The 25,274-nt window shown below is 63.1% G+C and carries 18 protein-coding genes and 2 pseudogenes; 11 read left to right on the top strand and 9 right to left on the bottom strand.

From position 1 onward, the window contains the following. Positions 1–46: 46 nt before the first annotated feature. Complete coding sequence (gene glnE / locus KSS94_RS01970; RefSeq protein ID WP_217841434.1) at positions 47–2,980, bottom strand: bifunctional [glutamate--ammonia ligase]-adenylyl-L-tyrosine phosphorylase/[glutamate--ammonia-ligase] adenylyltransferase; 2,934 nt, start codon at positions 2,978–2,980, stop codon at positions 47–49. 383 nt (positions 2,981–3,363) lie between these two features. On the opposite strand from glnE, the gene aceE reads away from it, so the two are divergent. From aceE to KSS94_RS01945, 5 genes are all read left to right on the top strand, one after another. Continuing rightward, positions 3,364–6,009: a pyruvate dehydrogenase (acetyl-transferring), homodimeric type gene (aceE, locus tag KSS94_RS01965; protein ID WP_217841433.1), complete on the top strand. Its 2,646-nt coding sequence runs from the start codon at positions 3,364–3,366 to the stop codon at positions 6,007–6,009. A gap of 13 nt (positions 6,010–6,022) precedes the next feature. Beyond that, positions 6,023–7,654 (top strand): dihydrolipoyllysine-residue acetyltransferase, encoded by a 1,632-nt coding sequence (aceF, locus tag KSS94_RS01960; RefSeq protein WP_217841432.1) that lies wholly within the window; start codon positions 6,023–6,025, stop codon positions 7,652–7,654. A 553-nt stretch (positions 7,655–8,207) separates the two neighbouring features. Next, the gene (locus KSS94_RS01955) at positions 8,208–10,901 is read left to right on the top strand and encodes a putative bifunctional diguanylate cyclase/phosphodiesterase (RefSeq protein ID WP_217841431.1); all 2,694 of its coding nucleotides are present in this window, start codon (positions 8,208–8,210) and stop codon (positions 10,899–10,901) included. 148 nt (positions 10,902–11,049) lie between these two features. Next, positions 11,050–11,718 carry a peptide-methionine (S)-S-oxide reductase MsrA gene (msrA, locus tag KSS94_RS01950; protein WP_217841430.1) on the top strand — a complete coding sequence of 223 codons (669 nt, stop codon included), beginning with the start codon at positions 11,050–11,052 and terminating at the stop codon, positions 11,716–11,718. A gap of 3 nt (positions 11,719–11,721) precedes the next feature. Next, positions 11,722–12,336 (top strand): glutathione S-transferase, encoded by a 615-nt coding sequence (locus KSS94_RS01945; RefSeq protein WP_217841429.1) that lies wholly within the window; start codon positions 11,722–11,724, stop codon positions 12,334–12,336. Between the two features lie 148 nt (positions 12,337–12,484). Here the strand turns inward: KSS94_RS01945 and creD are convergent, their stop codons facing one another. The 4 genes from creD to rloA2 form a co-directional block, all read right to left on the bottom strand. After that, a complete protein-coding gene (gene creD, locus KSS94_RS01940; protein ID WP_217841428.1) occupies positions 12,485–13,813 on the bottom strand; it encodes a cell envelope integrity protein CreD in 1,329 nt (442 codons plus the stop codon). 286 nt (positions 13,814–14,099) lie between these two features. Beyond that, complete coding sequence (creC, locus tag KSS94_RS01935; protein WP_217841427.1) at positions 14,100–15,536, bottom strand: two-component system sensor histidine kinase CreC; 1,437 nt, start codon at positions 15,534–15,536, stop codon at positions 14,100–14,102. Continuing rightward, positions 15,536–16,216, bottom strand: coding sequence for a two-component system response regulator CreB (gene creB / locus KSS94_RS01930; protein ID WP_217841426.1), 681 nt, complete (start codon positions 16,214–16,216; stop codon positions 15,536–15,538). Before creB ends, creC begins: the two co-directional genes overlap by 1 nt. Before the next feature lie 122 nt (positions 16,217–16,338). Further along, positions 16,339–16,839 (bottom strand): retropepsin-like aspartic peptidase RloA2, encoded by a 501-nt coding sequence (gene rloA2, locus KSS94_RS01925; protein WP_217841425.1) that lies wholly within the window; start codon positions 16,837–16,839, stop codon positions 16,339–16,341. 182 nt (positions 16,840–17,021) lie between these two features. Here rloA2 and yihG point away from each other — a divergent pair, with 182 nt between their 5' ends. The 4 genes and pseudogenes from yihG to KSS94_RS27170 all read left to right on the top strand — a co-directional run bounded on the left by yihG (position 17,022) and on the right by KSS94_RS27170 (position 20,381). Continuing rightward, entirely contained in the window at positions 17,022–17,909 is an 888-nt protein-coding gene (gene yihG / locus KSS94_RS01920) for a 1-acylglycerol-3-phosphate O-acyltransferase, YihG family (RefSeq protein WP_217841424.1), read from the top strand. Between the two features lie 208 nt (positions 17,910–18,117). After that, a complete protein-coding gene (locus KSS94_RS01915; RefSeq protein ID WP_217841423.1) occupies positions 18,118–19,464 on the top strand; it encodes an APC family permease in 1,347 nt (448 codons plus the stop codon). Between the two features lie 185 nt (positions 19,465–19,649). After that, positions 19,650–19,898, top strand: a pseudogene (locus tag KSS94_RS27175) (RHS repeat-associated core domain-containing protein); the annotation flags it as partial. 147 nt (positions 19,899–20,045) lie between these two features. Beyond that, entirely contained in the window at positions 20,046–20,381 is a 336-nt protein-coding gene (locus KSS94_RS27170) for a hypothetical protein (protein ID WP_225935923.1), read from the top strand. 60 nt (positions 20,382–20,441) lie between these two features. Here KSS94_RS27170 and KSS94_RS01905 read toward each other — a convergent pair whose 3' ends face one another. Both KSS94_RS01905 and KSS94_RS01900 read right to left on the bottom strand, forming a co-directional pair. Further along, the gene (locus tag KSS94_RS01905) at positions 20,442–21,014 is read right to left on the bottom strand and encodes a DUF2780 domain-containing protein (RefSeq protein WP_217841421.1); all 573 of its coding nucleotides are present in this window, start codon (positions 21,012–21,014) and stop codon (positions 20,442–20,444) included. 342 nt (positions 21,015–21,356) lie between these two features. Next, positions 21,357–21,635, bottom strand: coding sequence for a hypothetical protein (locus KSS94_RS01900; RefSeq protein ID WP_217841420.1), 279 nt, complete (start codon positions 21,633–21,635; stop codon positions 21,357–21,359). 491 nt (positions 21,636–22,126) lie between these two features. On the opposite strand from KSS94_RS01900, the gene KSS94_RS01895 reads away from it, so the two are divergent. Then, entirely contained in the window at positions 22,127–23,059 is a 933-nt protein-coding gene (locus KSS94_RS01895) for an RHS repeat-associated core domain-containing protein (RefSeq protein WP_217843501.1), read from the top strand. 93 nt (positions 23,060–23,152) lie between these two features. Here the strand turns inward: KSS94_RS01895 and KSS94_RS01890 are convergent, their stop codons facing one another. Continuing rightward, positions 23,153–23,431, bottom strand: coding sequence for a hypothetical protein (locus KSS94_RS01890; protein WP_217841419.1), 279 nt, complete (start codon positions 23,429–23,431; stop codon positions 23,153–23,155). A gap of 409 nt (positions 23,432–23,840) precedes the next feature. Here KSS94_RS01890 and KSS94_RS01885 point away from each other — a divergent pair, with 409 nt between their 5' ends. Continuing rightward, positions 23,841–24,773 carry an RHS repeat-associated core domain-containing protein gene (locus KSS94_RS01885; protein ID WP_217841418.1) on the top strand — a complete coding sequence of 311 codons (933 nt, stop codon included), beginning with the start codon at positions 23,841–23,843 and terminating at the stop codon, positions 24,771–24,773. Between the two features lie 265 nt (positions 24,774–25,038). Here the strand turns inward: KSS94_RS01885 and KSS94_RS27480 are convergent. After that, positions 25,039–25,158: pseudogene (locus KSS94_RS27480) on the bottom strand (formaldehyde dehydrogenase, glutathione-independent); the annotation flags it as partial. Between the last annotated feature and the right edge of the window lie 116 nt (positions 25,159–25,274).

Here is a 25,274-nt window from a genome sequence, read left to right as displayed (position 1 = left end):
AAGCCCGCTCCCACGCGCTGTGGGAGCGGGCTTGCCCCGCGATGCATCAGGTCAGGCCCAGCTCACCCCACACCCGCCGCACCTCGCGGCGCTCGTCGACGAACTGCCCGGCATCGATCACTCCGGCCTGCTTCTGCAGCGCCTGGCGGTGCGAGGCGGCGCGGAACGCCTTGTACACCTCGCGCAGCAGCACGGCGTCGCTGGCCGGCATCAGCCCGGCCTGCTCCAGCTCTTCGAGGATGCGGATGTTGTCGGTCCAGCGCAGCAGCTCGGGGTGGCCGTGGGACCAGGCCAAAGCGGCGTATTGCACCATAAATTCGATATCCACGATACCGCCGGCATCCTGCTTGATATCGAACGGCTGGCCGGCCTCGAAGGCGTTGCCGGCAAGGCCTGCGCCGGTGCCCTTGCTGCCCAGGTTGTCGCGCATCTTGGCGCGCATCTCGCTCACCTCGGCGCGCAGTTTGTCGAGGTCGCGGGCCTGGCCCAGCACCCGTGCGCGCACACCCTCGAACGCTGCGGCCACCTGCTGGCAGCCCACCAGCACCCGCGCCCGCACCAGCGCCTGGTGCTCCCAGGTCCAGGCCTCGGCCTGCTGGTAGCGCTCGAAGGCGCCCAGCGAGCTCACCAGCAGCCCCGAGGCGCCGGAGGGGCGCAGGCGCATGTCCACCTCGTACAGCTGGCCGGAGTTGGTCTGGGTGGTCAGCAGGTGGATAATGCGCTGGCCCAGGCGGGTGAAGAACTGCGCGCCGTCGATGGGCTTGGCGCCATCGGTTTCGGCGTTGGGGTCGCCGTCGTGGATGAACACCAGGTCCAGGTCCGAGCCATGGCCAAGCTCGATACCGCCAACCTTGCCGTAGCCGACAATCACGAAGCCCGGGTCGCACAGGCTGCCATCGCTGCGCTGCGGCTGGCCGTAGCGCGCCACGGTGTGGCGCCAGGCCAGGGCCAGCACCTGGTCGAGAATCGCCTCGGCCAGCCAGGTGAGGTAGTCGCTGACCTTCATCAGCGGCAGGTTGCCGGTGATCTCCGAGGCGGCCACCCGCAGGCTGTGGGCCAGCTTGAAGTGGCGCAGGGCCTCCATCTGCTGTTCCAGGTCGTCCTCGGGGATGCGCGTCAACCGCTCGCGCAACTCGGCCGCAAGCTCCGGCGCCAACGGCGGGCTGAACAGCCGGCCTTCGTTGAGCAGCTCGTCGAGCAGCAGCGGGTAGCGGGCGATCTGCTCGGCGATCCACGGGCTGGCAGCGCACAGGGTCAGCAGGCGGCGCAGGGCGCCGGGGTTTTCGGTAAGCAGCACCAGGTAGGCCGAGCGCCGGGCGACGGCCTCGACCAGCGGCAACACCCGCTCCAGCACCAGGTCAGGGTTGGCGTGTTCCACGGCCTGGGCCAGCAGGCGCGGAATGAAGGCATCCAGGCGCTCGCGGCCAATGCGCTGCATCGAGCGCAGCGCCGGGCTCACGCGCAGCGCGGCCAGGCGCCGCAGGGCTTCGGCCGGCGCCTTGAAGCCAGCTTCTTCCAGTTGCCGGCAGGCCGCTTCTTCATCCTGGGCCTGCTCCCACAACGGCGACCACTCGCCGCCCACCACCAGCTCGCCTTCGGCCTCGTCTTCGTCAGGGTCGGCGATCACCTGGCGGAAGTGCCAGTCGATACGCCCGCGCCAGTGCATCAGTTGTGCATGGAACGCAGCCCAGTCGGCAAACCCGAGCATGTAGGCGATGCGCTCACGATCAGTGTCGCCATCGGGCAGCATCTGCGTCTGCTGGTCGGCGATGGCCTGGATGGCGTGCTCGGTGTAGCGCAAGAACTCATAGCCCTCGCGCAGTTCGGCAACCACCGCCGGTGGCAGGTAGCCCTGGCCCTCCAACGTTGCCAGCACCTTCAGCAGCGGCCGCTGCTGCAGGCTCAGGTCGCGCCCGCCGTGAATCAACTGGAAGGCCTGGGCAATGAACTCCACCTCGCGGATGCCGCCGGCGCCCAGCTTGATGTTGTCGGCCATGCCCTTGCGCCGCACTTCCTGCTGGATCAACTGCTTCATGGTGCGCAGCGCCTCGATGGCCGAGAAGTCCAGGTAACGCCGGTACACGAACGGGCGCAGCATCTCCTGCAACTGCGCGCCGGCCGCCTGGTCGCCGGCCACCACCCGCGCCTTGATCATGGCGTAGCGTTCCCAGTCGCGGCCCTGGTCCTGGTAGTACTGCTCCAGCGCATTGAAGCTCAGCACCAGTGCGCCGGCCGAGCCGTAGGGGCGCAGGCGCATGTCGACGCGGAACACGAAACCGTCGACGGTCACCGGGTCCAGCGCCTTGATCAGGCGCTGGCCCAGGCGGGTGAAAAACTCCTGGTTTTCCAGCGAACGCTTCACCCCTTCGGTTTCGCCGCCCTCGGGGAAGGCGAAGATCAGGTCGATGTCCGACGACAGGTTAAGCTCCACCGCCCCCAGCTTGCCCATGCCCAGCACCACCATGTGCTGCGGCTGGCCGCTGCGGTTGCCCATCGGCGTGCCGAACTGCTGGCAGTGGCGCGGGTACAGCCACTGGTAGGCCTCATCGATGCTGGCGTCGGCAAGGTCGGAGAGGTCGCGGCAGGTTTCGCCAAGGGCAGCCTGGCGGGTGATGTCGCGCCAGATGATGCGCAGTTGCTGGCGGTTGCGCTCGCGGCGCAGGTTGCGCGCCAACTCGTCTTCGCTTTGCGCGGCATCGGCTGCGGCTTTTATCTGCCCGCGCAGCTCGCCCGGGGCATATCCGCGGTCCATCTGGCCGCTGGCCAGCAACTCGAACAGCACCGCCGGTGCGCGCTGGGCCTGGGTGAGGGCGAACTCGCTGGCCGCGCACACCTGGTCGAACTGCAGCTGGTGGGCGGCGTTCCAGGCACCGGGGGTCAATTCCGGGTGGGCAGCCAGGGCATCGGCCAGGAACTGGCGGTTGCGGGCGACCAGCGGTTGCAGGGTGGCAGGCAGATCGAGCGGCAAAGGCAGGCGCATGGTCTATCCTTGATCGGCGTGAAAGAGAGGGGTTGTGGCAGAAAAAACACAGCTGAATGACGGTTGGACTGTCATACAAAAGTTGTAAATAGCTGAAAAAAGCGAAAACCTGGTTGAAAACATCAAGAATCACCCGATCGCGGCACACCGCCAACCAACAGGAACGTTTTTCTCCACAACCCGGAGTGCGACCAAACGTCGCATTTGTGTAGTTTTACTACTACCCATGGCGCGCAAAAGCATGAAATGCGAAACCATTTGTAGTAAAACTACACCGCGCCGGATGACTGTCCGGTAATCCAAGAATTCACGACGTCTGCCCATAAGGCCAGTCGCAAACTCAGGCCATCGATTCTGGTGGCCTTTCCGCCCTGGAGCAAGCCATGCAAGACCTCGATCCAATCGAAACCCAGGAATGGCTGGATGCCCTGGAGTCGGTCCTCGACAAAGAAGGCGAAGACCGCGCTCATTACCTGATGACCCGCATGGGCGAGCTGGCCACCCGCAGTGGCTCGCAGCTGCCGTATGCCATCACCACGCCATACCGCAACACCATCCCTGTCACCCACGAAGCACGCATGCCTGGCGATCTGTTCATGGAACGCCGCATTCGCTCGATGGTGCGTTGGAACGCCCTGGCCATGGTCATGCGTACCAACCTGAAAGACTCGGACCTGGGTGGCCACATCTCGAGCTTCGCCTCCAGCGCCACGCTGTACGACATCGGCTTCAACTACTTCTTCCAGGCCCCGACCGACGAACACGGCGGCGACCTGGTGTTCTTCCAGGGCCACGCTTCGCCAGGCGTTTACGCCCGTGCCTTCATGGAAGGCCGCATCAACGAAGAGCAGATGAACAACTTCCGTCAGGAAGTGGACGGCAACGGCCTGTCTTCGTACCCGCACCCATGGCTGATGCCTGACTTCTGGCAGTTCCCGACCGTTTCGATGGGTCTGGGCCCGATCCAGGCCATCTACCAGGCACGCTTCATGAAGTACCTCGAAGCCCGTGGCTTCATCCCGGCCGGCAAGCAGAAGGTCTGGTGCTTCATGGGCGACGGCGAGTGCGACGAGCCGGAATCCCTGGGCGCAATCGCCTTGGCCGGCCGCGAGAAGCTGGACAACCTGATCTTCGTCATCAACTGCAACCTGCAGCGCCTCGACGGCCCGGTTCGCGGCAACGGCAAGATCATCCAGGAACTCGAAGGCGTGTTCCGTGGCGGTGGCTGGAACGTCAACAAAGTCGTCTGGGGCCGCTTCTGGGACCCACTGCTGGCCAAGGATACCAACGGTGCCCTGCAGCGCCGCATGGACGAAGTCATCGACGGCGAGTACCAGAACTACAAAGCCAAAGACGGCGCGTACGTTCGTGAGAACTTCTTCAACACCCCAGAGCTCAAGGCCATGGTCGAAGACCTGTCCGACGACGAGATCTGGAAGCTCAACCGTGGCGGCCACGACCCGTACAAGGTCTACGCGGCGTACCACCAGGCTGTGAACCACAAGGACCAGCCGACCGTCATCCTGGCCAAGACCATCAAGGGTTACGGTACCGGTGCCGGCGAAGCCAAGAACACCGCGCACAACACTAAAAAGGTCGACGTCGACAGCCTGCGTCACTTCCGTGACCGCTTCGACATCCCGGTCAAGGATGCCGACCTCGAGAACCTGCCGTTCTTCAAACCAGAAGAAGGTTCTGCCGAAGCCAAGTACCTGGCCGAGCGCCGTGCTGCCCTGGGCGGTTTCGTGCCACAGCGTCGTGCCAAGAGCTTCAGCGTGCCGACCCCGCCACTGGAAACGCTGAAAGCGATCCTGGACGGCTCGGGCGACCGCGAAATCTCCACCACCATGGCCTTCGTGCGTATTCTGGCGCAGCTGGTCAAGGACAAGGACATCGGCCAGCGCATCGTCCCGATCATCCCGGACGAAGCGCGTACCTTCGGTATGGAAGGCATGTTCCGCCAGCTGGGCATCTACTCGTCGGTCGGTCAGCTCTACGAGCCGGTCGATAAAGACCAGGTGATGTTCTACCGCGAAGACAAGAAGGGGCAGATCCTCGAAGAAGGCATCAACGAAGCCGGCGCCATGTCGTCGTTCATCGCTGCCGGTACTTCGTACAGCTGCCACAACCAGCCGATGCTGCCGTTCTACATCTTCTACTCGATGTTCGGCTTCCAGCGCATTGGCGACCTGGCCTGGGCCGCTGGCGACAGCCGTACCCGTGGTTTCCTGATCGGCGGTACCGCCGGCCGTACCACGCTGAACGGCGAAGGCCTGCAGCACGAAGACGGTCACAGCCACATGATGGCGGGCACCATCCCGAACTGCCGCACCTATGATCCGACCTACGGCTACGAGCTGGCGGTGATCATCCAGGACGGCATGAAGAAGATGACCGAAGAACAACAGGACATCTTCTACTACATCACCGTGATGAACGAATCCTACCAGCAGCCAGCCATGCCGGCCGGTGTAGAGGAAGGCATCATCAAGGGCATGTACCTGCTCGAGGAAGACACCCGCGATGCCGCGCACCACGTACAGCTGATGGGCTCCGGCACCATCCTGCGCGAAGTCCGCGAAGCGGCGAAGATCCTGCGTGAAGAGTTCAACGTCGGCGCCGACGTGTGGAGCGTCACCAGCTTCAACGAACTGCGTCGCGACGGCCTGGCCGTGGAACGCGCCAACCGCCTGAAGCCGAACCAGAAGCCACAGCAGACCTACGTCGAGCAGTGCCTGGCCGGCCGCAAGGGCCCGGTCGTAGCCTCCACCGACTACATGAAGCTGTTCGCCGAGCAGATTCGCCAGTGGGTGCCAAGCAAAGAGTTCAAAGTCCTGGGTACCGACGGTTACGGTCGCAGCGACAGCCGCAAGAAGCTGCGTCACTTCTTCGAAGTCGACCGCCACTTCGTGGTGCTGGCTGCCCTGGAAGCCCTGGCTGACCGTGGCGAGATCGAACCCAAGGTTGTGGCTGACGCCATCGTCAAGTTCGGCATCGACCCGGACAAGCGCAACCCACTGGACTGCTGAGGAGTATTTTTAAGTGAGCGAACTCATTCGCGTACCTGACATCGGCAGCGGTGAAGGTGAAATCATCGAGCTGTTCGTCAAGGTCGGTGACCGTATCGAGGCTGACCAGAGCCTGCTGACCCTGGAGTCCGACAAGGCCTCCATGGAGATCCCGGCCCCCAAGGCCGGTGTCATCAAGGAACTGAAGGTCAAGCTGGGCGACCGCCTGAAAGAAGGCGACGAGCTGCTGGTTCTGGAAGCCGAGGGCGCCGCTGCTGCGGCCCCTGAGGCTCCGGCTGCCGCCGCTGCCCCGGCTGCTGCAGCGCCAGCCGCCGAAGCTGCCCCAGCCCCAGCGGCGGCCGCAGCTCCGGCTGCTGCCAGCGTGCAGGACATCCACGTGCCGGACATCGGCTCGTCGGGCAAGGCCAAGATCATCGAAGTGCTGGTCAAGGTCGGCGACACCGTCGAAGCCGACCAGTCGCTGATCACCCTGGAGTCCGACAAGGCCTCCATGGAGATCCCGTCGCCGGCTGCCGGCGTGGTCGAAGAAGTACTGTGCAAGCTCGAAGACGAAGTCGGCACTGGCGACCTGATCTTCAAGCTCAAGGTTGCTGGCGCTGCGCCTGCTGCTGCCCCGGCTCCAGCCGCCGCTGCTCCGGCCCCGGCTGCCGCACCTGCCGCCGCCCCAGCGGCTGCTCCGGCCGCTGCTCCTGCTCCGGTCGCGACCGCACCGGCTGCCGGCAACAACGCCAAGGTTCACGCAGGCCCGGCAGTTCGTCAGCTGGCCCGCGAGTTCGGTGTCGAGCTGGGCGCAGTGGCCGCCACCGGCCCGCACGGCCGCATTCTGAAAGAAGACGTGCAGGTTTACGTCAAGGCCATGATGCAGAAGGCCAAGGAGGCACCAGCAGTCGCTGGCGCAACCGGCGGCGCCGGCATTCCGCCGATCCCTGCCGTGGACTTCAGCAAGTTCGGTGAAGTGGAAGAAGTGGCCCTGACCCGCCTGATGCAGGTCGGTGCCGCCAACCTGCACCGCAGCTGGCTGAACGTGCCGCACGTCACCCAGTTCGACTCCGCCGACATCACCGAGCTGGAAGCCTTCCGCGTTGCGCAAAAAGCGGTAGCTGAAAAGGCTGGCGTGAAGCTGACCGTGCTGCCGCTGCTGCTCAAGGCCTGCGCCTTCCTGCTCAAGGAACTGCCGGACTTCAACAGCTCGCTGGCGCCGAGCGGCAAGGCCATCATCCGCAAGAAGTACGTGCACATCGGCTTCGCCGTGGACACCCCGGACGGCCTGCTGGTCCCTGTGATCAAGAACGTCGACCAGAAGAGCCTGCTGCAACTGGCTGCCGAAGCCGCGGCCTTGGCAGAGAAGGCGCGCACCAAGAAGCTGTCGGCCGACGACATGCAAGGTGCCTGCTTCACCATCTCCAGCCTCGGCCACATTGGCGGCACCGGCTTCACGCCGATCGTCAATGCGCCTGAAGTGGCTATCCTGGGCGTCTCCAAGGCGACCATGCAGCCGGTCTGGGATGGCAAGGCCTTCCAGCCGAAGCTGATGCTGCCGCTGTCGCTGTCCTACGATCACCGTGTGATCAACGGCGCTGCCGCCGCGCGCTTCACCAAGCGCCTCGGCGACGTGCTGGGCGACATCCGCACCATGCTGCTGTAACGCTGCACAAGCCGCCCCTGCGCGCAGGGGCGGCACCGTTTTCGAGCTGCCACGCTCGTACCTCAACCCCGCCCCATGGCGGGGCTTTTTTTGCCTGCTCGGGCCCTCTCGCCGGCAAGCCGGCTCCTACAGGACAAATCACAGCTCGTTGATTTAACACGGTCTCTGTGGGAAGCGGCCTTGTGTCGCGATGGGGCGCGAAGCGGCCCCAAGGCCTCAGCCTCATACAAAATTGCCGGGGCTGCTACGCAGCCCATCGCGACACAAGGCCGCTTCCCACAGGGGCCGCGGTGCATCTGCGAGACTAGCTCCCTGCGCGACAGCGCAGCCCGAAGGGCAGGGTGATTTACGACAGGAAAGCACCGGCGCATCCCTGTAGGAGCCGGCTTGCCGGCAATAGGGCCTTCAGATTCCACCCCACCAGCCGACAACCTGTACACAGCATCACGCATGGCCGCTTGCCAGTCCCCGGGACATGATGCAACCTTGCCCAAAGCGTCGCCGCATAGCCCGTGGCCCGCCGCGCCAACCGCCTTGTTCAAGCGAGTCTTCGATGAAAAGCCAACCCGATGCCGCCAGCCGAGTGGCGGCCGAGGTCGTCACGCAGCTACCCGTGCCTTCGCGGCTCGGCATGCTGCGTTTCGAGCGGCTGAACGAAGCCAGCTGGGCCATGCTCTACGTCGACCCGGCCTGCGAACGGCAATTCAACTTGCCCGCCGCCGAGCTGTGCTCATTGATCGGCTCGCCCTACGCCAGCCTCATGGAGCCCGAGGCGCGCTACAAGCTGCATGACGAGATCCAGCTGCAACTGGCCCAGCGCGGCCACTACCGGGTGCGCTACACCCTGCACTGCGGCCCCGAGCCGCTGCGCCTGCTCGAAACCGGCGAAAGCTACAAGCAGCACAACCGCCAGCTGCTGCGCGGCTACCTGACGGTGCTCGACGACCAGCCGCTCGAAGGCCCCGAGGTGGACGCCAACGACCTGGAGTCGCGCAACAACCGCCTGCAACTGGCCCTGCAGCTCAACCAGCACGCACAGCAAGAGCAGCTCGAACACCTCGAGCGGGTACGCGCCCAGCAAGACCTCATCCTGCGCCTGGCGCGCCAGCGCTACAGCGTGGGCAACTCGCTGCTCGAAGCCGCCGAGCTGATCACCCGCAGCGCCTGTGAAATCTACAAGGTCGACTGCGCCAGCATCTGGTACCTGAACGACCAACGCCTGGAGCCGATCAGCGCCTGGTACAGCCGCGAGCAGCAACACCGCCTGCCCGAGGCCATCGACGCCAGCCGCTTCCCCGACTACCTCGAAGCCCTGCACGCCAGCCGCGCCATCGACGCCCACAACGCCAGCCACGACCCGCGTACCCGCGAAATGTCCGAGCTGCTGCACGGCAACGACGACAGCGCCATGCTCGATGCCAGCATCCGCATCGACGGCCAGGTGGTCGGCGTACTGTGCCTTGAGCAAAACGGCAAGCCGCGGGCCTGGCAGTCCGACGAAATCGCCTTCGCCGGCGAGCTGGCCGACCAGTTCGCCCAGGTCATCAACAACCACAACCGGCGCACCGCCGCCAGTGCCCTGCACCTGTTCCAGCGTGCGGTGGAGCAAAGCGCCAGCGCCTTCTTGCTGGTCAACCGCGACGGCGTGGTGGAGTACGTCAACCCCAGCTTCACCGCCATCACCCAGTACAGTACCGATGAAGTCCAGGGCCACCACCTGGCCGAGCTGCCGGCGCTGGAAAACCTGAGCGAGCTGCTGTTCGACTCGCCGTCCAGCCTGGCCATGGGCAACAGCTGGCAGGGCGAGTTCAAGAGCCGGCGCAAGAACCTCGAGCCCTACTGGGGCCAGCTGTCGATCTCCAAGGTGTACGGCGACAACCGTGAACTGACCCACTACATCGGCATCTACGAAGACATCACCCAGACCAAGCTGGCCCAGCAGCGCATCGAGCGCCTGGCCTACACCGACAACCTGACCAACCTGGGCAACCGCCCGGCGTTCATTCGCAACCTCGACGAACGCTTTGCCCGCGACAGCGCCAGCCCCATCTGCCTGCTGCTGGTGGACATCGACAACTTCAAGCGGATCAACGACAGCCTCGGCCACCAGACCGGCGACAAGCTGCTGATCAGCCTGGCCCGGCGCCTGCGCAACAGCCTGAGCAGCGGTGGCAGCCTGGCGCGCTTTGCCAGCAACGAGTTTGCCGTGCTGCTGGACGACACCTCGCTCGAAGACGGCCAGGGCGTGGCCCACCAGTTGCTGCGCACCCTCGACAAACCCATGTTCGTCGACAACCAGCTGATCAACGTCACCGCCTCGGTGGGCCTGGCCTGCGCGCCGCTGCACGGCAGCGAGCCGGCCACCCTGATGAAAAACGCAGGCCTTGCCCTGCACAAGGCCAAGGCCAACGGCAAGCACCAGGTGCAGGTGTTCACCGAGGTGCTCAACGCCGAGGCCAGCTACAAGCTGTTCGTCGAGAACAACCTGCGCCGCGCCCTGACCCAGAACGAGCTGGAGGTGTTCTACCAGCCCAAGCTGTGCCTGCGCAGCGGCCGCCTGCTGGGGCTGGAAGCGCTGCTGCGCTGGAACCACCCCGAGCGCGGCATGATCCGCCCCGACCAGTTCATCAGCGTGGCCGAAGAAACCGGGCTGATCATCCCCATCGGCAAGTGGGTGGTGCGCCAGGCCTGCCGCATGAGCCAGCAGCTGCGAGAACAGGGCTTTGGCAACCTGCACGTGGCCATCAACCTGTCGCCCAAGCAGTTCTCCGACCCGGAGCTGGTGAGCTCGATCGGCAGCATTCTCAAAGAAGAAGCCCTGCCGCCGCACCTGCTGGAGCTGGAGCTGACCGAAGGCCTGTTGCTGGAGGCCAGCGAAGACACCCACCGCCAGCTCGACGAGCTCAAGGCCCTGGGCCTGACCCTGGCGATGGACGACTTCGGCACCGGCTACTCGTCGCTGAGCTACCTGAAGAAGTTCCCGATCGACATCATCAAGATCGACCGCAGCTTCATCAACGAGATCCCCGACAACCAGGACGACATGGAGATCACCTCGGCGGTGGTGGCCATGGCCCACAACCTCAAGCTCAAGGTGGTCGCCGAGGGCATCGAGACGCCCGAGCAGCTGGCCTTCCTGCGCCGCCACCGCTGCGACGTGGGCCAGGGTTACCTGTTCGACCGGCCGATCCCCGGGCGCGAGCTGAACGAAAAGCTGCGCCGCTACCCGCGTGGGCCATTGGCCTGACAGCGGCGTAAAGCTCGGGCACTATAGAAGCCATTCGGGCCTCATCGCCGGCAAGCCGGCTCCTACACGAACAGCGCCCCCCCTGTAGGAGCCGGCTTGCCGGCGATGGCCTCCCCCCAATCAATCTGAAAAACACAGAGGAACGGCCATGACCCTGCGTTCGGAAATCCTGGTGAACAAAAACGTCCTGCCTACCGCGGAACAGGCCCTGCCTGGCCGCGAAACCCCGATGAGCCTGCCCGAATTCCACTACGTGTTCGAAGGCACCCCGCTGCTGGGCCCGTTCTTCGAAGGCGCCATCGACTTCGCCATCTTCGGCCTGGGTTGCTTCTGGGGCGCCGAGCGCCGCTTCTGGCAGCGTGAAGGCGTGGTCAGCACCGTGGTCGGCTACGCCGGCGGCTTCACCCCCAACCCCACCTACGAAGAAGTCTGCTCGGGCCTGACCGGCCACACCGAGGTGGTGCTGGTGGTGTTCGACAAGGACAAGGTCAGCTACCGCGAGCTGCTGGCGATGTTCTGGGAGCTGCACAACCCCACCCAAGGCATGCGCCAGGGCAACGACATCGGCACCCAGTACCGCTCGGCCATCTACTGCACCTCGCCGCAGCAGCTGGACGAAGCCAAGGCCAGCCGCGATGCCTTCCAGGCCGAGCTGGGCAAGGCCGGCTTCGGCGCAATCACCACCGAGATCGACCAGGCGCCGACCGTGTACTTCGCCGAGGCCTACCACCAGCAGTACCTGGCCAAGAACCCCGAAGGCTATTGCGGCATCGGCGGCACTGGCGTGTGCCTGCCACCCAGCCTGCAAGGTAACTGAGCCATGATCCTGTTCCATTCGCCCTTGTCGCCGTTCGTGCGCAAGGTGATGGTGGTGCTGCACGAGACCGGCCAGCTCGGCCGGGTGACCCTGCAGGCGGTGAATATCAGCCCGGTGAACGGCGACGAGCAGCTCAATCAGGGAAACCCGATCGGCAAGATCCCGGCCCTGCGCCTGGACGACGGCAGCGTGCTGCACGACAGCCGGGTGATCTGCGAATTCCTCGACACCCAGCACGTCGGCAACCCGCTGCTGCCCCGCGAGGGCTCGGCGCGCTGGCGCCGGCTGACCCTGGCGTCCCAGGCCGATGCGATCATGGATGCTGCGGTGGCTACCCGTTACGAAACCTTCCTGCGCCCGGCCGACAAGCAATGGGACGGGTGGGTGGCAGCCCAGGGCGAGAAGATCCGCAGAAGCCTTGCCAACCTGGAGCAGGAGCACCTGGCCGAACTGGCCTCGGGGTTCGACCTGGCAGCCATTGGCGTGGCCTGTGCGCTGGGGTATCTGGACCTGCGCCAGCCCGAATTTGGCTGGCGTGAGCAGCAGCCGGGGCTGGCGGCGTGGTATGCCGAAGTCAGCCAGCGGGCGTCGATGCTGGCGACTTTGCCTACCGCCTGATAGGGCCTCATCGCCGGCAAGCCGGCTCCTACAGGGATCGCGTGATCCTTGTAGGAGCCGGCTTGCCGGCGATGGCCTCACCTCGGTATCGCAGGAAACAACTGCCCAATCCTCTGGGCCAACCAACGCCCGACCTCGCGATCCTCCCTCATACCCCCCTCCCCACCCGCGACCAGTCCAGCCGGCGGGTCAGCACCATGAACACCCCAAGCAAGCCAAAGCACAGCAGCGAGCCCATCAACAGCGCGTAGTCCTCAGCGCTGAGCAGCCCGTAGAGCATGCCGTACAACGCCGCCAGCCCCGCCGCAAAGCCCACCCCGCGCCCGAAGCTTTGCAGCACGAAGCACAGGTAGAAACCGATCAGCAGCACGCAGGCCGACGCCGACAGCCCGTAGGCCAGGGCAAAGCCCAGGTGTTCCGACAGCGACAGCAGCAACAGGTAGAAGAACGCCAGCGCCACGCCCACCAGCACGTACTGCACCGCATGCACCCGCAGGCTCTTGAGCACTTCGAACAGGAAGAAGCCGGCGAAGGTCAGGGCAATGAACAGCAACGCGTACTTGATCGCCCGTTCGCTCTTCAGGTACTGGTCCACCGGGTCGACGAAGCTCACGCCGAGGGTGGTTTGCAGGAACTCTTCGCATTGGCCCGCAGTGGCGCATTTGCGCAGTGCGTCTTCCAGGTTGGTGGCAAAGAACGAGGTCTGCCAATGGGCGTTGAAGCCCTCGTCATCGATGGCCCGGCGGCTGGGCAGGTAGCTGCCGATGAAGCTTGGGTGCGGCCAGTTGGCGCGCAGGGCCACCGTGCTGCTGCGGCCCACCGGCAATACATGCAGTTGGCCAGTGCCCTGCAGGGCCAGCTCGAAGCTGTAGTTGAACTCGCCAATGTGGCCACCTTCGAACTGCGGCAGCGGCACATGGACGCCACCGCGCATCCAGTCAAGGCCGGTGCCGGCCTCGAAGGCCAGGCGCTGGTCGTCCAGGTTCAGCTCCAGGTTGTTCTCGATACCGCGGATATCGCTGATACCCACCACCAGGTAGGGCTTGTCGAAGCGGTAGTCGCCGTAGTCCTCGTCGATACCCCAGTGGTCGGGCAGCTTGAAGCGCCCGCTGATACGGCCCTTGGTGTGGAACAGCCGCGCCTGGTAGATGCCCCGGGCACGCAGCTCGGTCTCGGCGCCCATGTCCACGTCGAGGGTTTCCGGCAGGAAGTACAGGTTGCCGCTGACCGTACTGGTTTCCTGGGTACTCTGGCCGTCCTTGTCGATCCAGCGGCGCTCGTACTTGCGGTAGGGCACCACCAGCATCGGGCCGCTGATCTGCTGGCCAAAGGCAGAGCTGCGGGCGATGTCCTGCACCACGCTGTCGCGCAGGTGCTGGCGTTCGTCGATAAGGCCGCCAATCATCAACAGCGGGATGAGCAGCAGCAGGATCAGCACGGCGATGGTGCCGAGCTTGAAACCCAGGGTCTTGTTCATTGGTGAGGCTCCGTGTGCGATGGCAGGCAGTGTCTGCCCGCTGCGTGGAGCCTTCGGGGTGGGTTTGTGTGGTTTGTGTGGAGAATGTCTTCGCAAGCACAGCATGGACCCTGTGGGAAGCGGCCTTGTGTCGCGATGGGCTGCGAAGCAGCCCCAGGATCTCGGCATCATGCAAGAATGCCGGGGCTGCTTTGCAGCCCATCGCGACACAAGGCCGCTTCCCACAGGGATTGGATAAGCTTCAGGCCAGTGCCGGCTCCTACAGAGAGCTTGCCGAATCAGGGACTCAGAGGTTTAGCCGCCGCGCAGGCAGCCACAGCCGCACCCGCACCCCGCCTTCGGCGTTATCCACCGCCAACGCCCCGCCATGCAGCTGCATCACCTCGGCCACGAAGTTCAGCCCAAGCCCCGTGCTCTTGCGCCCGGTGCCAGGGCGCGGCAGCGAATAGAACCGCTCGCTGACCCGCCCCAGGGCGTACTCGGGAATGCTTGGCCCCTGGTTGAACAGGCTCAGCGCCACCCGCTCGCCGTCGCGCTCCAGCTCGAACAGCAGCACACCACCGGGCGGGGTGAAGTCCAGCGCGTTGTCCAACAGGTTGGCCAGCGCCTGGCGTAGCAGGAACGGGTCGCACAGCAGCTGCGTACCGGCCGGCAGCCGCTGGCGCACCTGCAACGCGTTCGCCTCGATACGCACCCCCTGGGCCACCAGCAGCTCATCCACCAGCCCCGCCAGGGCCACCTGCTGCTCGTCTTCAAGGGCCTGCATCTGCTCGACCCGGGCCAGGTTCAGCAGGCGCTCGATCATCTGCTGCAAACGCTCGCTCTCGCGCTCGATATTGCCGGCAAAGCGCGCCCGCTGCTCGGCCGGCATCTCGCCCTGCAGCAGCTCCGAGGCCCCGCGAATCGCCGCCAGCGGGCTTTTCAGCTCATGGGTCAGGGTGTGCACGTAGCGCTCCACGTAGGCCTTGCCCTCCAGTTGCGTGCGCATGCGCTCCACCGCATTGGCCAGGTGCGCCAGCTCGCCGCCCTTGTAATACGGCACCGCCGCCCGCTCGCCCTCGCTGACCGCCTGGGCGTAGCGCGCCAGGCGGCGCAGCGAGCGCACCAGCCACCACGACAGCGCCGCGCCGATCAGCAGGCCCAACCCGATCAGCCCAAGCCCGAGGTTCAGCAGGCGCTCTTCAGAGCGGTCGATGTAGGGCTGCAGCGAGCTATTGGGCTTGGCCACGGTGACCACGCCGATGATCCTGCCCGCATCGAGGATCGGCGCCGCCACATGCATCACCGAGGTGCTTTCGTCGTCTGCAACGCTGCGGGTAGAGCGCGCGCCATACTGGCCGCGCAGGGTCAGGTAGACGTCGTTCCACTGCGAGTAGTCCTTGCCCAGGTCCTGGCCGCTGGAGTCGAGCAGCACGATGCCGTTGGCGTCGGTGACGTAGATGCGGTGGCTGACCTGGGTCTTGGCCAGGCCCCAGATATGCGCGCCGGGGCTGCGCAGGCCATAAGCCTTGAGCACCTCGGGCAGGCGGCTCTGGGCCAGGGTGCCGGCCTTGACGTCGTCGTGGAGAATCTCGGCCAGCAGATTGGCGGTGTCCACCAGGGTTTCTTCCGACGACTGGCGCACCACCGGGCGAATCTGCTCGCGCACGGTGTTGAGCAAAAAATAGCCCGCCAGCCCGACGAACAGGAAGTACACCAGGAAGATGCGAATCCCCAGGCGCATCAGGCGTGTTCCGGGCTGTAACTGTAGCCCAGGCCCCGGTGGGTCTGGATCGGCTCGGCGGCGGGGGCCACCTGGCGCAGCTTGGCGCGCAGGCTCTTGATATGGCTGTCGATGGTGCGCTCGTAGCCCACGTCCGAGGCCACGCCCAAACCGTCGAGCAATTGCTCGCGGCTGAACACCCGGCGCGGCTGCTCCAGCAGGCATTGCAGCAGGCGGAATTCGTGGCGGGTCAGGGCCAGCGGCTGGCCCTGGTAGCTGATGCGCATGGCCAGCGTGTCGAGCTGGAACAACGTGCTTTCAGTGGCAGGCTCAACGCGCGGCGCCATGCGCTTGAGGATCGCCCGCACCCGCGCCGCCACCTCGCGCGGGCTGAACGGCTTGACCACGTAGTCGTCGGCGCCGATCTCCAGGCCCAGTACCCGGTCGATCTCGGCGTCGCGGGCACTGAGGAACATCACCGGCACCTCGCTGAAGCGACGCAGCTGGCGGCAGGTTTCAAACCCGCTGATATCGGGCAGGCCGATGTCGAGTATCACCAGGTCCGCCGGGCGCAGGCGCTGTTGCTCGACCGCAGCACTGCCGAGGGTCACCCATTCGGTGCTGTGGCCGTCGGCCTGCAGGGCGTAGACCAGGGTGTCGGCGATGGAGGCTTCGTCTTCGACGATGAGAATGTGGGGCATGGCGTCCGGCCTTGCTGGGGGCAAAGCTGGATTTTAAGCGCTCGAGCCCTATCGCCGGCAAGCCGGCTCCTGCAAAACCCTGTAGGAGCCGGCTTGCCGGCGATAGCGCCGGTACAGGCAAATCAGCAGTCAGGCTTGCCCGCAGTGAACTTCTTCGCCGGGTTGACCGCCGCCTTGAACTCGCGCAGCGCCTTGGCGCCCACCAGCAGCGGGTAGTTGAAGTTGCTGCGGTCGACCAAGTTCACCTCCACGGTGCGCTTCACGTCACCCAGGCACAGCTCCAGGTCGACCACCGGGCGGCGCGAAAGCTCCGGGGCATCGCCCTCCTCGTCCTCGTCGGCGCGATTCTTGATTTTGCTGATGCGCGACACCTCATGCTCGTAGACCTTGCCATCGGCGCCTTTGGTTGCCAGGCGAAAGCGCACCCAGTCCTGGCCATCACGCTTGAACAGCTCGATATCCTTGGCCGACAGCGACGCGGTGTAGGCGCCGGTGTCCATCTTGGCCTTGAGCGTTTCACCCAGCTCCGGCAGCGTGATGTTCTCGTAACGGCCATACAGCGTGGGCTCGGCGGCCATCACCGGCAGCGCCAGAAGGGACAACAGGGCAAGCAGGGGTTTCACAGGGCAGGCTTCCTTGAGAAGAGTCAGTGCTTAGACTGCGCAGGCAGCATAGGTTCGTTGTCACAGGTTAAACAACACAATGTGAAACATTTGTCCCACCCGCCGGGCATTCCGCGTTTGGCGTAGGCCACGGCCCTGCTTATCATTGCCAACCGTAAAATCCACACAACAAGAGTTTCCCTATGCGTCGCCTGCTGACCGGCATCCTTACCCTGACCCTGCTGCTGCTCAACACCCTGGTGATGATCGGCCCGCTGCTGGTGTTCGCCCTGCTCAAGCTGGTGCTGCCCGGGCGCTGGCGCGACTACGCCTCGGCCGCAGTGATGTGGATCGCCGAAGCCTGGTCGGAAGTCGACAAGGCCATCTTCGCCCTGTGCATCCCCACCCGCTGGGACATTCGCGGCGTGGAGAACCTGGGCAAGCACACCTCGTACCTGTGCGTCAGCAACCACCAGACCTGGGTCGACATCCCCGCGCTGATCGAAAGCCTCAACCGCCGGGTGCCGTTCTTCAAGTTCTTTCTCAAAAAAGAGCTGATCTGGGTGCCGCTGCTGGGCCTGGCCTGGTGGGGTCTGGACTACCCGTTCATGAAGCGCTACAGCAAGGCGTTTCTCGAGAAGCACCCCGAGCTCAAAGGCAAGGACCTGGAAATCACCAAAGCCGCCTGCGAGCTGTTCAAGCGCCAGCCGGTAACCGTGGTCAACTACCTCGAGGGTACCCGCTTCACCGAAGCCAAGCGTGCCCAGCAACAATCGCCGTACCGCAACCTGCTCAAGCCCAAGGCCGGCGGCGTGGCCTTCGTGCTGGCAGCACTCGGCGAGCAGCTGGACGCGCTGCTGGACGTCACCATCGTCTACCCCGGCAAGCAGGCGCCAGGCTTCTGGGCGCTGCTCGACGGCAGCATCAGCCGCGTGATCATCGACATCCGCGTGCGTGAGCTGGACCCGGCGCTGAGTGCCGGCGACTACGAGAACGACCCGGCGTTCCGCCAGACCGTGCAGGCCTGGGTGAACCAGCTGTGGGTCGAGAAGGACCAGCGTATCGATGAGTTGCGGGCCGAGATGGGGTAAGCCTGTTCCGGCCCCATCGCCGGCAAGCCGGCTCCTGCACAGGCCCCTGTAGGAGCCGGCTTGCCGGCGATAGGGCCAGCAAAACCAACATAAATACCCGATTAAAATCCACATTTATAATGGACATAAGCAACTCTTTGTTTGTCACCAGCAGCCTTACTAGATAAAAATCGATCAAACACAACTACAAAAAAGCCAGGATTGATCGATGGCAACCCAACCTTGCTCCGCCCCCCAACTGCGCCGTGTCCTCGGCCTGCCCGCCCTGGTGTTCTTCGGCCTGGTATACATGGTCCCGCTGACCATCTTCACCACCTACGGCATCGTCACCGAGCTCACCGGCGGGCGTACCGCCAGCGCCTACCTGGTCACCCTGCTGGCCATGCTGTTCACCGCCGCTTCCTACAGCTTCATGGTCAAGCGCTTCCCGGTGGCAGGCTCGGCCTACTCCTACACCCACCTGGCGTTCGGCCCCGGCGTGGGCTTTCTGGCCGGCTGGTCGCTGCTGCTCGACTACCTGTTCCTGCCGATGATCAACTACCTGCTGATCGGGCTGTTTCTCAACATCGCCTTCCCGGCCATCCCGGCCTGGAGCATCGTGCTCGCCTCCATCGCCCTGGTGACCGTGCTCAACGTGGTGGGCATTCACTCGGTGGCCAAAACCAGCAACCTGATCGTCGGCGCGCAGATCGTCTTCATCGGGGTGTTCGTTGCGCTGTCTTGGCAGAGCCTGGCCGGGCAGCCGGTGGATGCGCTCGCGCCGCTGCGCGGTGACGGCAGCCAGCCCGGCTTCGGCGCGCTGATGGCCGGTGCCGCAGTGCTGTGCCTGTCGTTTCTGGGCTTCGATGCAGTATCGACCCTGGCCGAAGAGTGCAAGGACGCCCGCCGCGACGTGCCGCGGGCGATCATCCTCACCACGCTGTTCGCCGGCGTGCTGTTCACCGTGCTGGCCTACGTCAGCCAGCTGGTGCTGCCGGGCAGCCACTTCGCCAACGCCGATGCCGCTGCCAACGAGGTGATGCTCAAGGCCGGCGGCCAGTTCCTCGCCAACTTCTTCACCGCCGCGTTCGTTGCCGGCAGCCTGGGCTCGGCCCTGGCCTCCCAGGCGGCGGTGTCGCGCATCCTGTTCACCATGGGCCGCGACCGCGTATTGCCGCAGCGCAGCTTCGGCTACCTGTCGCCGCGCTTCGGCACGCCAGTGTTCGCCACCCTGCTGGTGTCGGCGTTCTCGCTGCTGGCACTGGTGATCGACCTGGCCACCCTCGCCTCGCTGATCAGCTTTGGCGCGCTGGTGGCGTTTTCGGCGGTGAACCTGGCGGTGGTCAAGACCCATCTGCTGGCTGACGGGGCGCAGCGCAACCTCAAGGGGCTGCTGCGCTATGGCGTGGTGCCGCTGGTGGGGTTGGGGCTGACCTTGTGGCTGTGGACCAGCCTGTCGGCGCTGACGCTGGTGATCGGGCTTTGCTGGTTTGCCTTGGGGTTGGCTTACCTGGCGGTACTGACCGCGGGCTTCCGCCGGCCGGTGCGCTTGGTGGAGTTCACTGAAGCGGTTTGAGCATTGCGTCTGTGTGCGACGCTGCCCCCACGGATCGCCAACCCAGCCGTCCAAGCGCGTCGCCGTCAACCTACTGTGTGCCGCCTGCCAGAGCTGAACAATTTGCAACTGTCAATTTTGTCAGTACGCAGCAGCGGCCCTTGGGGAAATACTGACACCTCAACCTACCTTGGGTGAACGGTGTCATGGCCTTTTCAAATTACGCTTACTGCCCCTTCGGCTTCAGGCAGCACGACGCAGCATCCCCCCCAGCACTGGGCTTCAATGGTGAATGCTTGGACAGATACTCAAGAACCTATCTGCTGGGTAACGGATACAGGCCCTACAGTCCGATACTCATGCGATTCATGGCACCTGACAGCTGGAGCCCTTTTGGTAAAGGTGGGCTCAATTCCTACATTTATTGCACAAGCGATCCAGTGAACCGGTCAGACCCTAGCGGGCATGCGGGCCTTCCGCCTCTGCGCCGACTTCGCCTTGCTCCCGAACATATCCCTCATATCGAGCCCGAAGTTGTAGTGATAAACCCGCGGGTACAAAACTGGGTACAGGCAGTTCCGCCGAACCGGCCCAGGAACCCGTTGGCTTACAACGGCGGTGATCGTTACTTTGCGCCGCGTGGTGAAGGCAATGTCCCGCTTGCAGCCAACCAGAACCTGAACCCAGTGTTACCCCGCATGAATTTGCAGCAGCCGAGACAGGCGCGACAGGCCATAGACCTGGATCATGCACAACGCCTTCATAGTGAATTGGCAGAAGCCTCCCAACACATTCAAACTTATGAACGGAACATCGGGCATCTGCAGCCGGGATCAGCGCTTTATCAGGACTACAGCAGGGACATCGTACGTATTGCGCAAAGAGTAGAAGAAATCCGCCAACAGCTCGGCGATGAACAACTCCGCTGGAACTTTTAAGGAAGGTAAAAACCCTATGCGAGCAGGATTAACCTCCCGCCTTTATCTGGCGTTCTGACGTCAGACCGAAGGCTGGGCCTGCGGCGCCGGCGTGGTCCACAGACTCCCCAAGTTCTGCAACAACGACCCAGCAATCCCCTGCTGCCCCAGGTACTGCAGAATCAACGGCGCAAACTGCCCGATCATACCGGTATCCATACCCAGTGCCTTGAACGCATTGTCCAAGTCGTTGCGGTTCTCCACCTCGCCGCCCAGCGCATTACCCAGTGGCGACGCTGCCTTGTCCCCGCCCAGCAACTGCCCCAACCCGCTCAAGCCACCCAGCGCATTGGCGCCAGACAACAGGTCCAGCCCCGGCACCGCCTTGGTCAGCTGGCCATAGTCATCACCGCTGAGGTGGTTGCGCGCCAGCCCCAGCATCGCCCCGGCGCCGCCGATGGCCTGTTCGGGGGTGATCTTCAGTTCGCTGCCCAGCGTGTTGAGCAAGTTGGCCTGGCCCTCGGGGGCCTGCACCGGGATGCTGTGCTGCTGGTTTTGCGTGGCAGAAACCGCATTGGCAACATCGCTTAGGTTGAAGGCGAACACCGGGCTTGCGGCCAGGGTCATCAGGGTTGCCAGGGTGAGTGCTTTCATCGGGAGGGACCTCATCGGCCGGGATGGCCGGGAAACGAGGCATTCGACTGGGGGCTCGAACCTTTGTTCCGGGCCGGTGGTCGGCGCATACGGCCCTGTGAAGTGAGCTGGTTTTGCTAGTGCTCGACGTAGGCGCGAACCTTGTGGGAGCAACTGCCTTGTTAAGAATCCAAAGCCGGCGCGATCCCTGTGGGAAGCGGCCTTGTGTCGCGATTGGGCTGCAGAGCAGCCCCAGAATCTCGACCTCATACAGAATCGCCGGGGGCTGCTGCGCAGCCCATCGCGACACAAGGCCGCTTCCCACAGGGATCGCGCCGGCTTTCAGATCATGCGCCGCAGCAATCAATGCACAGTCCGGTTCTCCACCGCACTGGCCAAGGCATCCGCCTGCCCCCAGGCAATCTGCATGGCCCGCAGGCCGTGCATCAGCAACTGGCGGGTCTCCTCGTCCTCGATGCGGTCCAGCGCGCGGTGGCTGTCGCTGAAGGCGAACATCAGGTAGTGGGAGACATTCATCAGCACGTACTCCATGGGCACCACGCCGTCCTGGAGGGCACGGGCGAGGGATATTTCAGGGGGAAGGGCGAATTGATGGGGTGGGTCGGGGACGATTTTTTTCATGTGATCACCATATCGGTCATGGGCCACCCGTCCGTTTCCACACATTGGGGTGACAGCTGTACGCGGGGTGGAAAACCAGGCATATGGCGAACCCGGTAGGCCCGAAGGCCTCCCGCGCACAACTGTCATATCGACAACAACCATATGCCACAGAGGTTTCCACACCCCGATCGCTGAACCCTCAGCGACCGGCAGAGCCTAGTGGCCAGTGTTTCCCCGGACAATCAGACGTGCTTCGACAGACTGCGTAGGATAATTCCACCCACCCCCAAGAAAATGTAGGACGCAGGCTAGGAGCGCGTAGGCCATTTCTGCGTACCTAGCATTTTTGCCAGTAGTCACCGGCCAATAATTATCTCAACATTCTGAAAAACCTTTCCTCTAGCGCTGGTGATGAGGATTAAGATGTGACAAGTGACACGAAAACCGTCCTGTTCTATAAAAATTCTGAACTGATCACGGAGATACAAGGCACAGAGCACCACACTATAATGCGCGTTGAGCATATGCCCCTGGCTGAACGCCGCACAGTTACACCTGGCGGTGGCTTGTTGGCAACAGATAGCAAGGGCTCAGTCATACACGTGCAGGGAGAAGGGGGCGCTCGTGAATCCCATGCCTATTCAGCCTATGGCCATAACCCTGCGCTGCCCTCCCCCCACACAGTGCTAGGTTTCAATGCTGAGTGTATGCATCTACCACTCCCCAGTTATCTATTAGGGGCAGGCCTCAGGGCTTTTAGCCCTTCCCTGTTACGATTCAGTAGCCCTGACAGTTGGAGTCCTTTCGGTACAGGCGGGCTTAATGCCTATGCATATTGTTTAAGTGACCCCATCAACCGAATCGATCCCTCAGGCCATTCCAGTGCATTGCTCAGCCTGTTCAAAGGTATTGCCAATCGGCTTCACTTGCGCACACCTCGTCCAGCAACCCCAGTGTTGATTGAAGCAACAAAGCGAAAGGTGAGTGCAGTGGTTGCCGAGGCTGAAAACCCGTACAGCTCTGTCGGGTCAAGCAGACGCGATAGCAGTATCTCCAGCGACTACGCGAGTCTCGAGTCCTACACGAGCGTTTCTGATCATCCACCGTCATTACCTTCTCGCTCGCCCCCCCATAGCGCCGCAGGAGGCAGCCGTTTCACGACAGGCAATTCAAACCGGGAGCCTAGTGGGCAAGCACATGGTGAAATCCAAAAGTGGGTTGACCGATCATCAACAGCCGCTGATAGACAATTAATCGACTACTCGCAATTTCCGCATGTCGGCGTTGGCTCTAATAAGCGGCATCTCTCCGTGATAAATGCCGGGGTTCGCAGGTCCGAGGAATTCCAAATCGCGACCCAAGTCCCCAGGCCTCTAACCGTGCACCGAGACGGCAAAGTATTTTTATGGCGAGATCGCAAATGGCGGGATCGCAAGTACTAGTCACACCGACTTGCCTGTGATGGGGCAGCGTAAACAACATCACTGAACCTGCTAACCCCATCGCAGGATAAGCATCTCCCACATAACCGCTGGCTAATGCACCTTACGGTTCTCCACCGCACTGGCCAAGGCATCCGCCTGCCCCCAGGCGATCTGCATGGCCCGCAGGCCGTGCATCAGCAACTGGCGGGTCTCCTCGTCTTCGATACGGTCCAGCGCGCGGTGGCTGTCGCTGAAGGCGAACATCAGGTAGTGGGAGACATTCATCAGCACGTACTCCATGGGCACCACGCCGTCCTGGAGGGCACGGGCGAGGGAGATTTCAGGGGGAAGGGCGAATTGATGGGGTGGGTCGGGGACGATTTTTTTCATGGCAGTCACTCGTAGAGGTTGAACTGCTACCGTCCGTTTCCACACAAGAGGGTGGCAGTTGTACACGGGGTGGAAACCGGTCACGAGTAACCCGGTAGGCCTTGCGGCCTCCCGCGTACAACCGCCATGACAGCGGGATATCGTGATTGTCAGGTTTCCACACCCGGTCGCTGAACCCTCAGCGACCGGCAGAGCCTAGTGGCCAGTGTTTCCCCGGACAATCAGACGTGCTTCGACAGACTGCGTAGGATAATTCCATTCCCCCTCAAGCAACTGTAGGAAGCAGGCTAGGAATGCGTAGGTCATTTCTGCATACCTAGCATTTTTGCCAGTAGCCTCGGCCCTCAATACTGATCAGCATCCTGTTGAAGCACCATTGAGCAGCACCGACTGCAAACAGGAGGTCGACATGAAGCGCCAAGCCACCACCACCCAATTCTTCTACCAGGGCGGTAAGCTCGTTACCGTCAACCAAGGCAGGCTGCACCGGACTATCTTGCGCAGCACCGACATACCGCTGGCCGCACTCTCCACCGGCGAGCGCCAGGAAACAGGGCTGCTGGAGGTCGACCAGAATGGCTCTGTACTGAGAGTGTCAGGGGATGCCGATGAAGAGGAAGCCCATAGTTACTCAGCTTATGGGCATGATCCGTCCTTGCCCTCCCAACGTACCCACTGCGGTTTCAATGGCGAGCACGTGGAGGCGCTAGCAGCGGCCTACTTGCTCGGTAATGGTTACCGACTATTCAACCCTGAGCTGATGCGTTTTCACTCAGCTGACAGCCTCAGTCCTTTCGGTAAAGGTGGCTTGAATGCCTATGCCTACTGCTGTGGCGACCCAGTCAATAGAATCGATCCCTCAGGCCACGCCTGGCTGAACAGAAATCCTAATTACAAAATAAAACACTACACCGCAAAACTTTCAAAACTAAACCGCGCACAACAAAAAAACCTCAACAAAATAGAACACTACAACAACAAGATAGACAGATATAAAATTGACAGGGATTTTTATAAAACGGAAGCCCTTTCAAATAACAGCCCAGATCAATATGGAAATACGCCGTGGCAAAATCACCTCGAAGCCAGGGACAGCGTCAAGCGAAACCTAGATAAAAGAAGCATTTGGCAGGCAAAGGAAAGGGCACTGAATGAACGTATTTCGAGGAACGAAGAGAAACTCACCTCAGCCAGGCATGAATTCACCAGAATTCAAAATAACAGAATCGACCCCCCCCCTACATACAAGGATGCCACCGCAGAGGTCCCGCCACCAAGTTATGAATCTCTAGAGCCTGTAGCAGCACTCAGCTACCGTGTGAGAGATAGTCAGGAGTTCTAATAAACAGCACCACTTCACTCCCTCTTCAGGAGTGCCGATAACTCGCTGGCTACACATCCATTGAACGAGCGAGAAGGCCTGCTGACAGCCGACAACAAGGGTTAGGTACGGCACCGCAGGCTGGGGATAACACGGGTAACCCGCCGGGCCAGTAGTTTCCTGGGCGGGCCTCATCGCCGGCCGGCTCCTACAGGGGGCCCGGCACAGCTTCAAGCAGCCATGAAAAAGCCCCTCGCTTCGAGGGGCTCTTTTCACTTCACAGCCGTCACGCCGCGCCCCACATCTTGTGCGGGTCGATCACAAACTTCTTCGGCACGCCGGCATCGAACTCGCCATAGCCTTCTGGCGCCTGGTCCAGGTTGATCACCTGCACGCCCACCACTTCGCCACGGCTAGCGGTGTACCTGCTTCACGGGCCTATCATTTTTGCCAGTGGCCAGCGGCTTTCACGTACCCAACTATTGCGTGGCAGTAACCATCCCTCTTAAAGCCAATGGGAGC

Origin of the sequence: Pseudomonas fakonensis, from assembly GCF_019139895.1 — a bacterium.
GTDB classification, from domain to species: domain Bacteria; phylum Pseudomonadota; class Gammaproteobacteria; order Pseudomonadales; family Pseudomonadaceae; genus Aquipseudomonas; species Aquipseudomonas fakonensis.
Note: the sequence above shows the minus strand (reverse complement) of the source record. Positions and strands in the feature narration are given on the sequence as shown.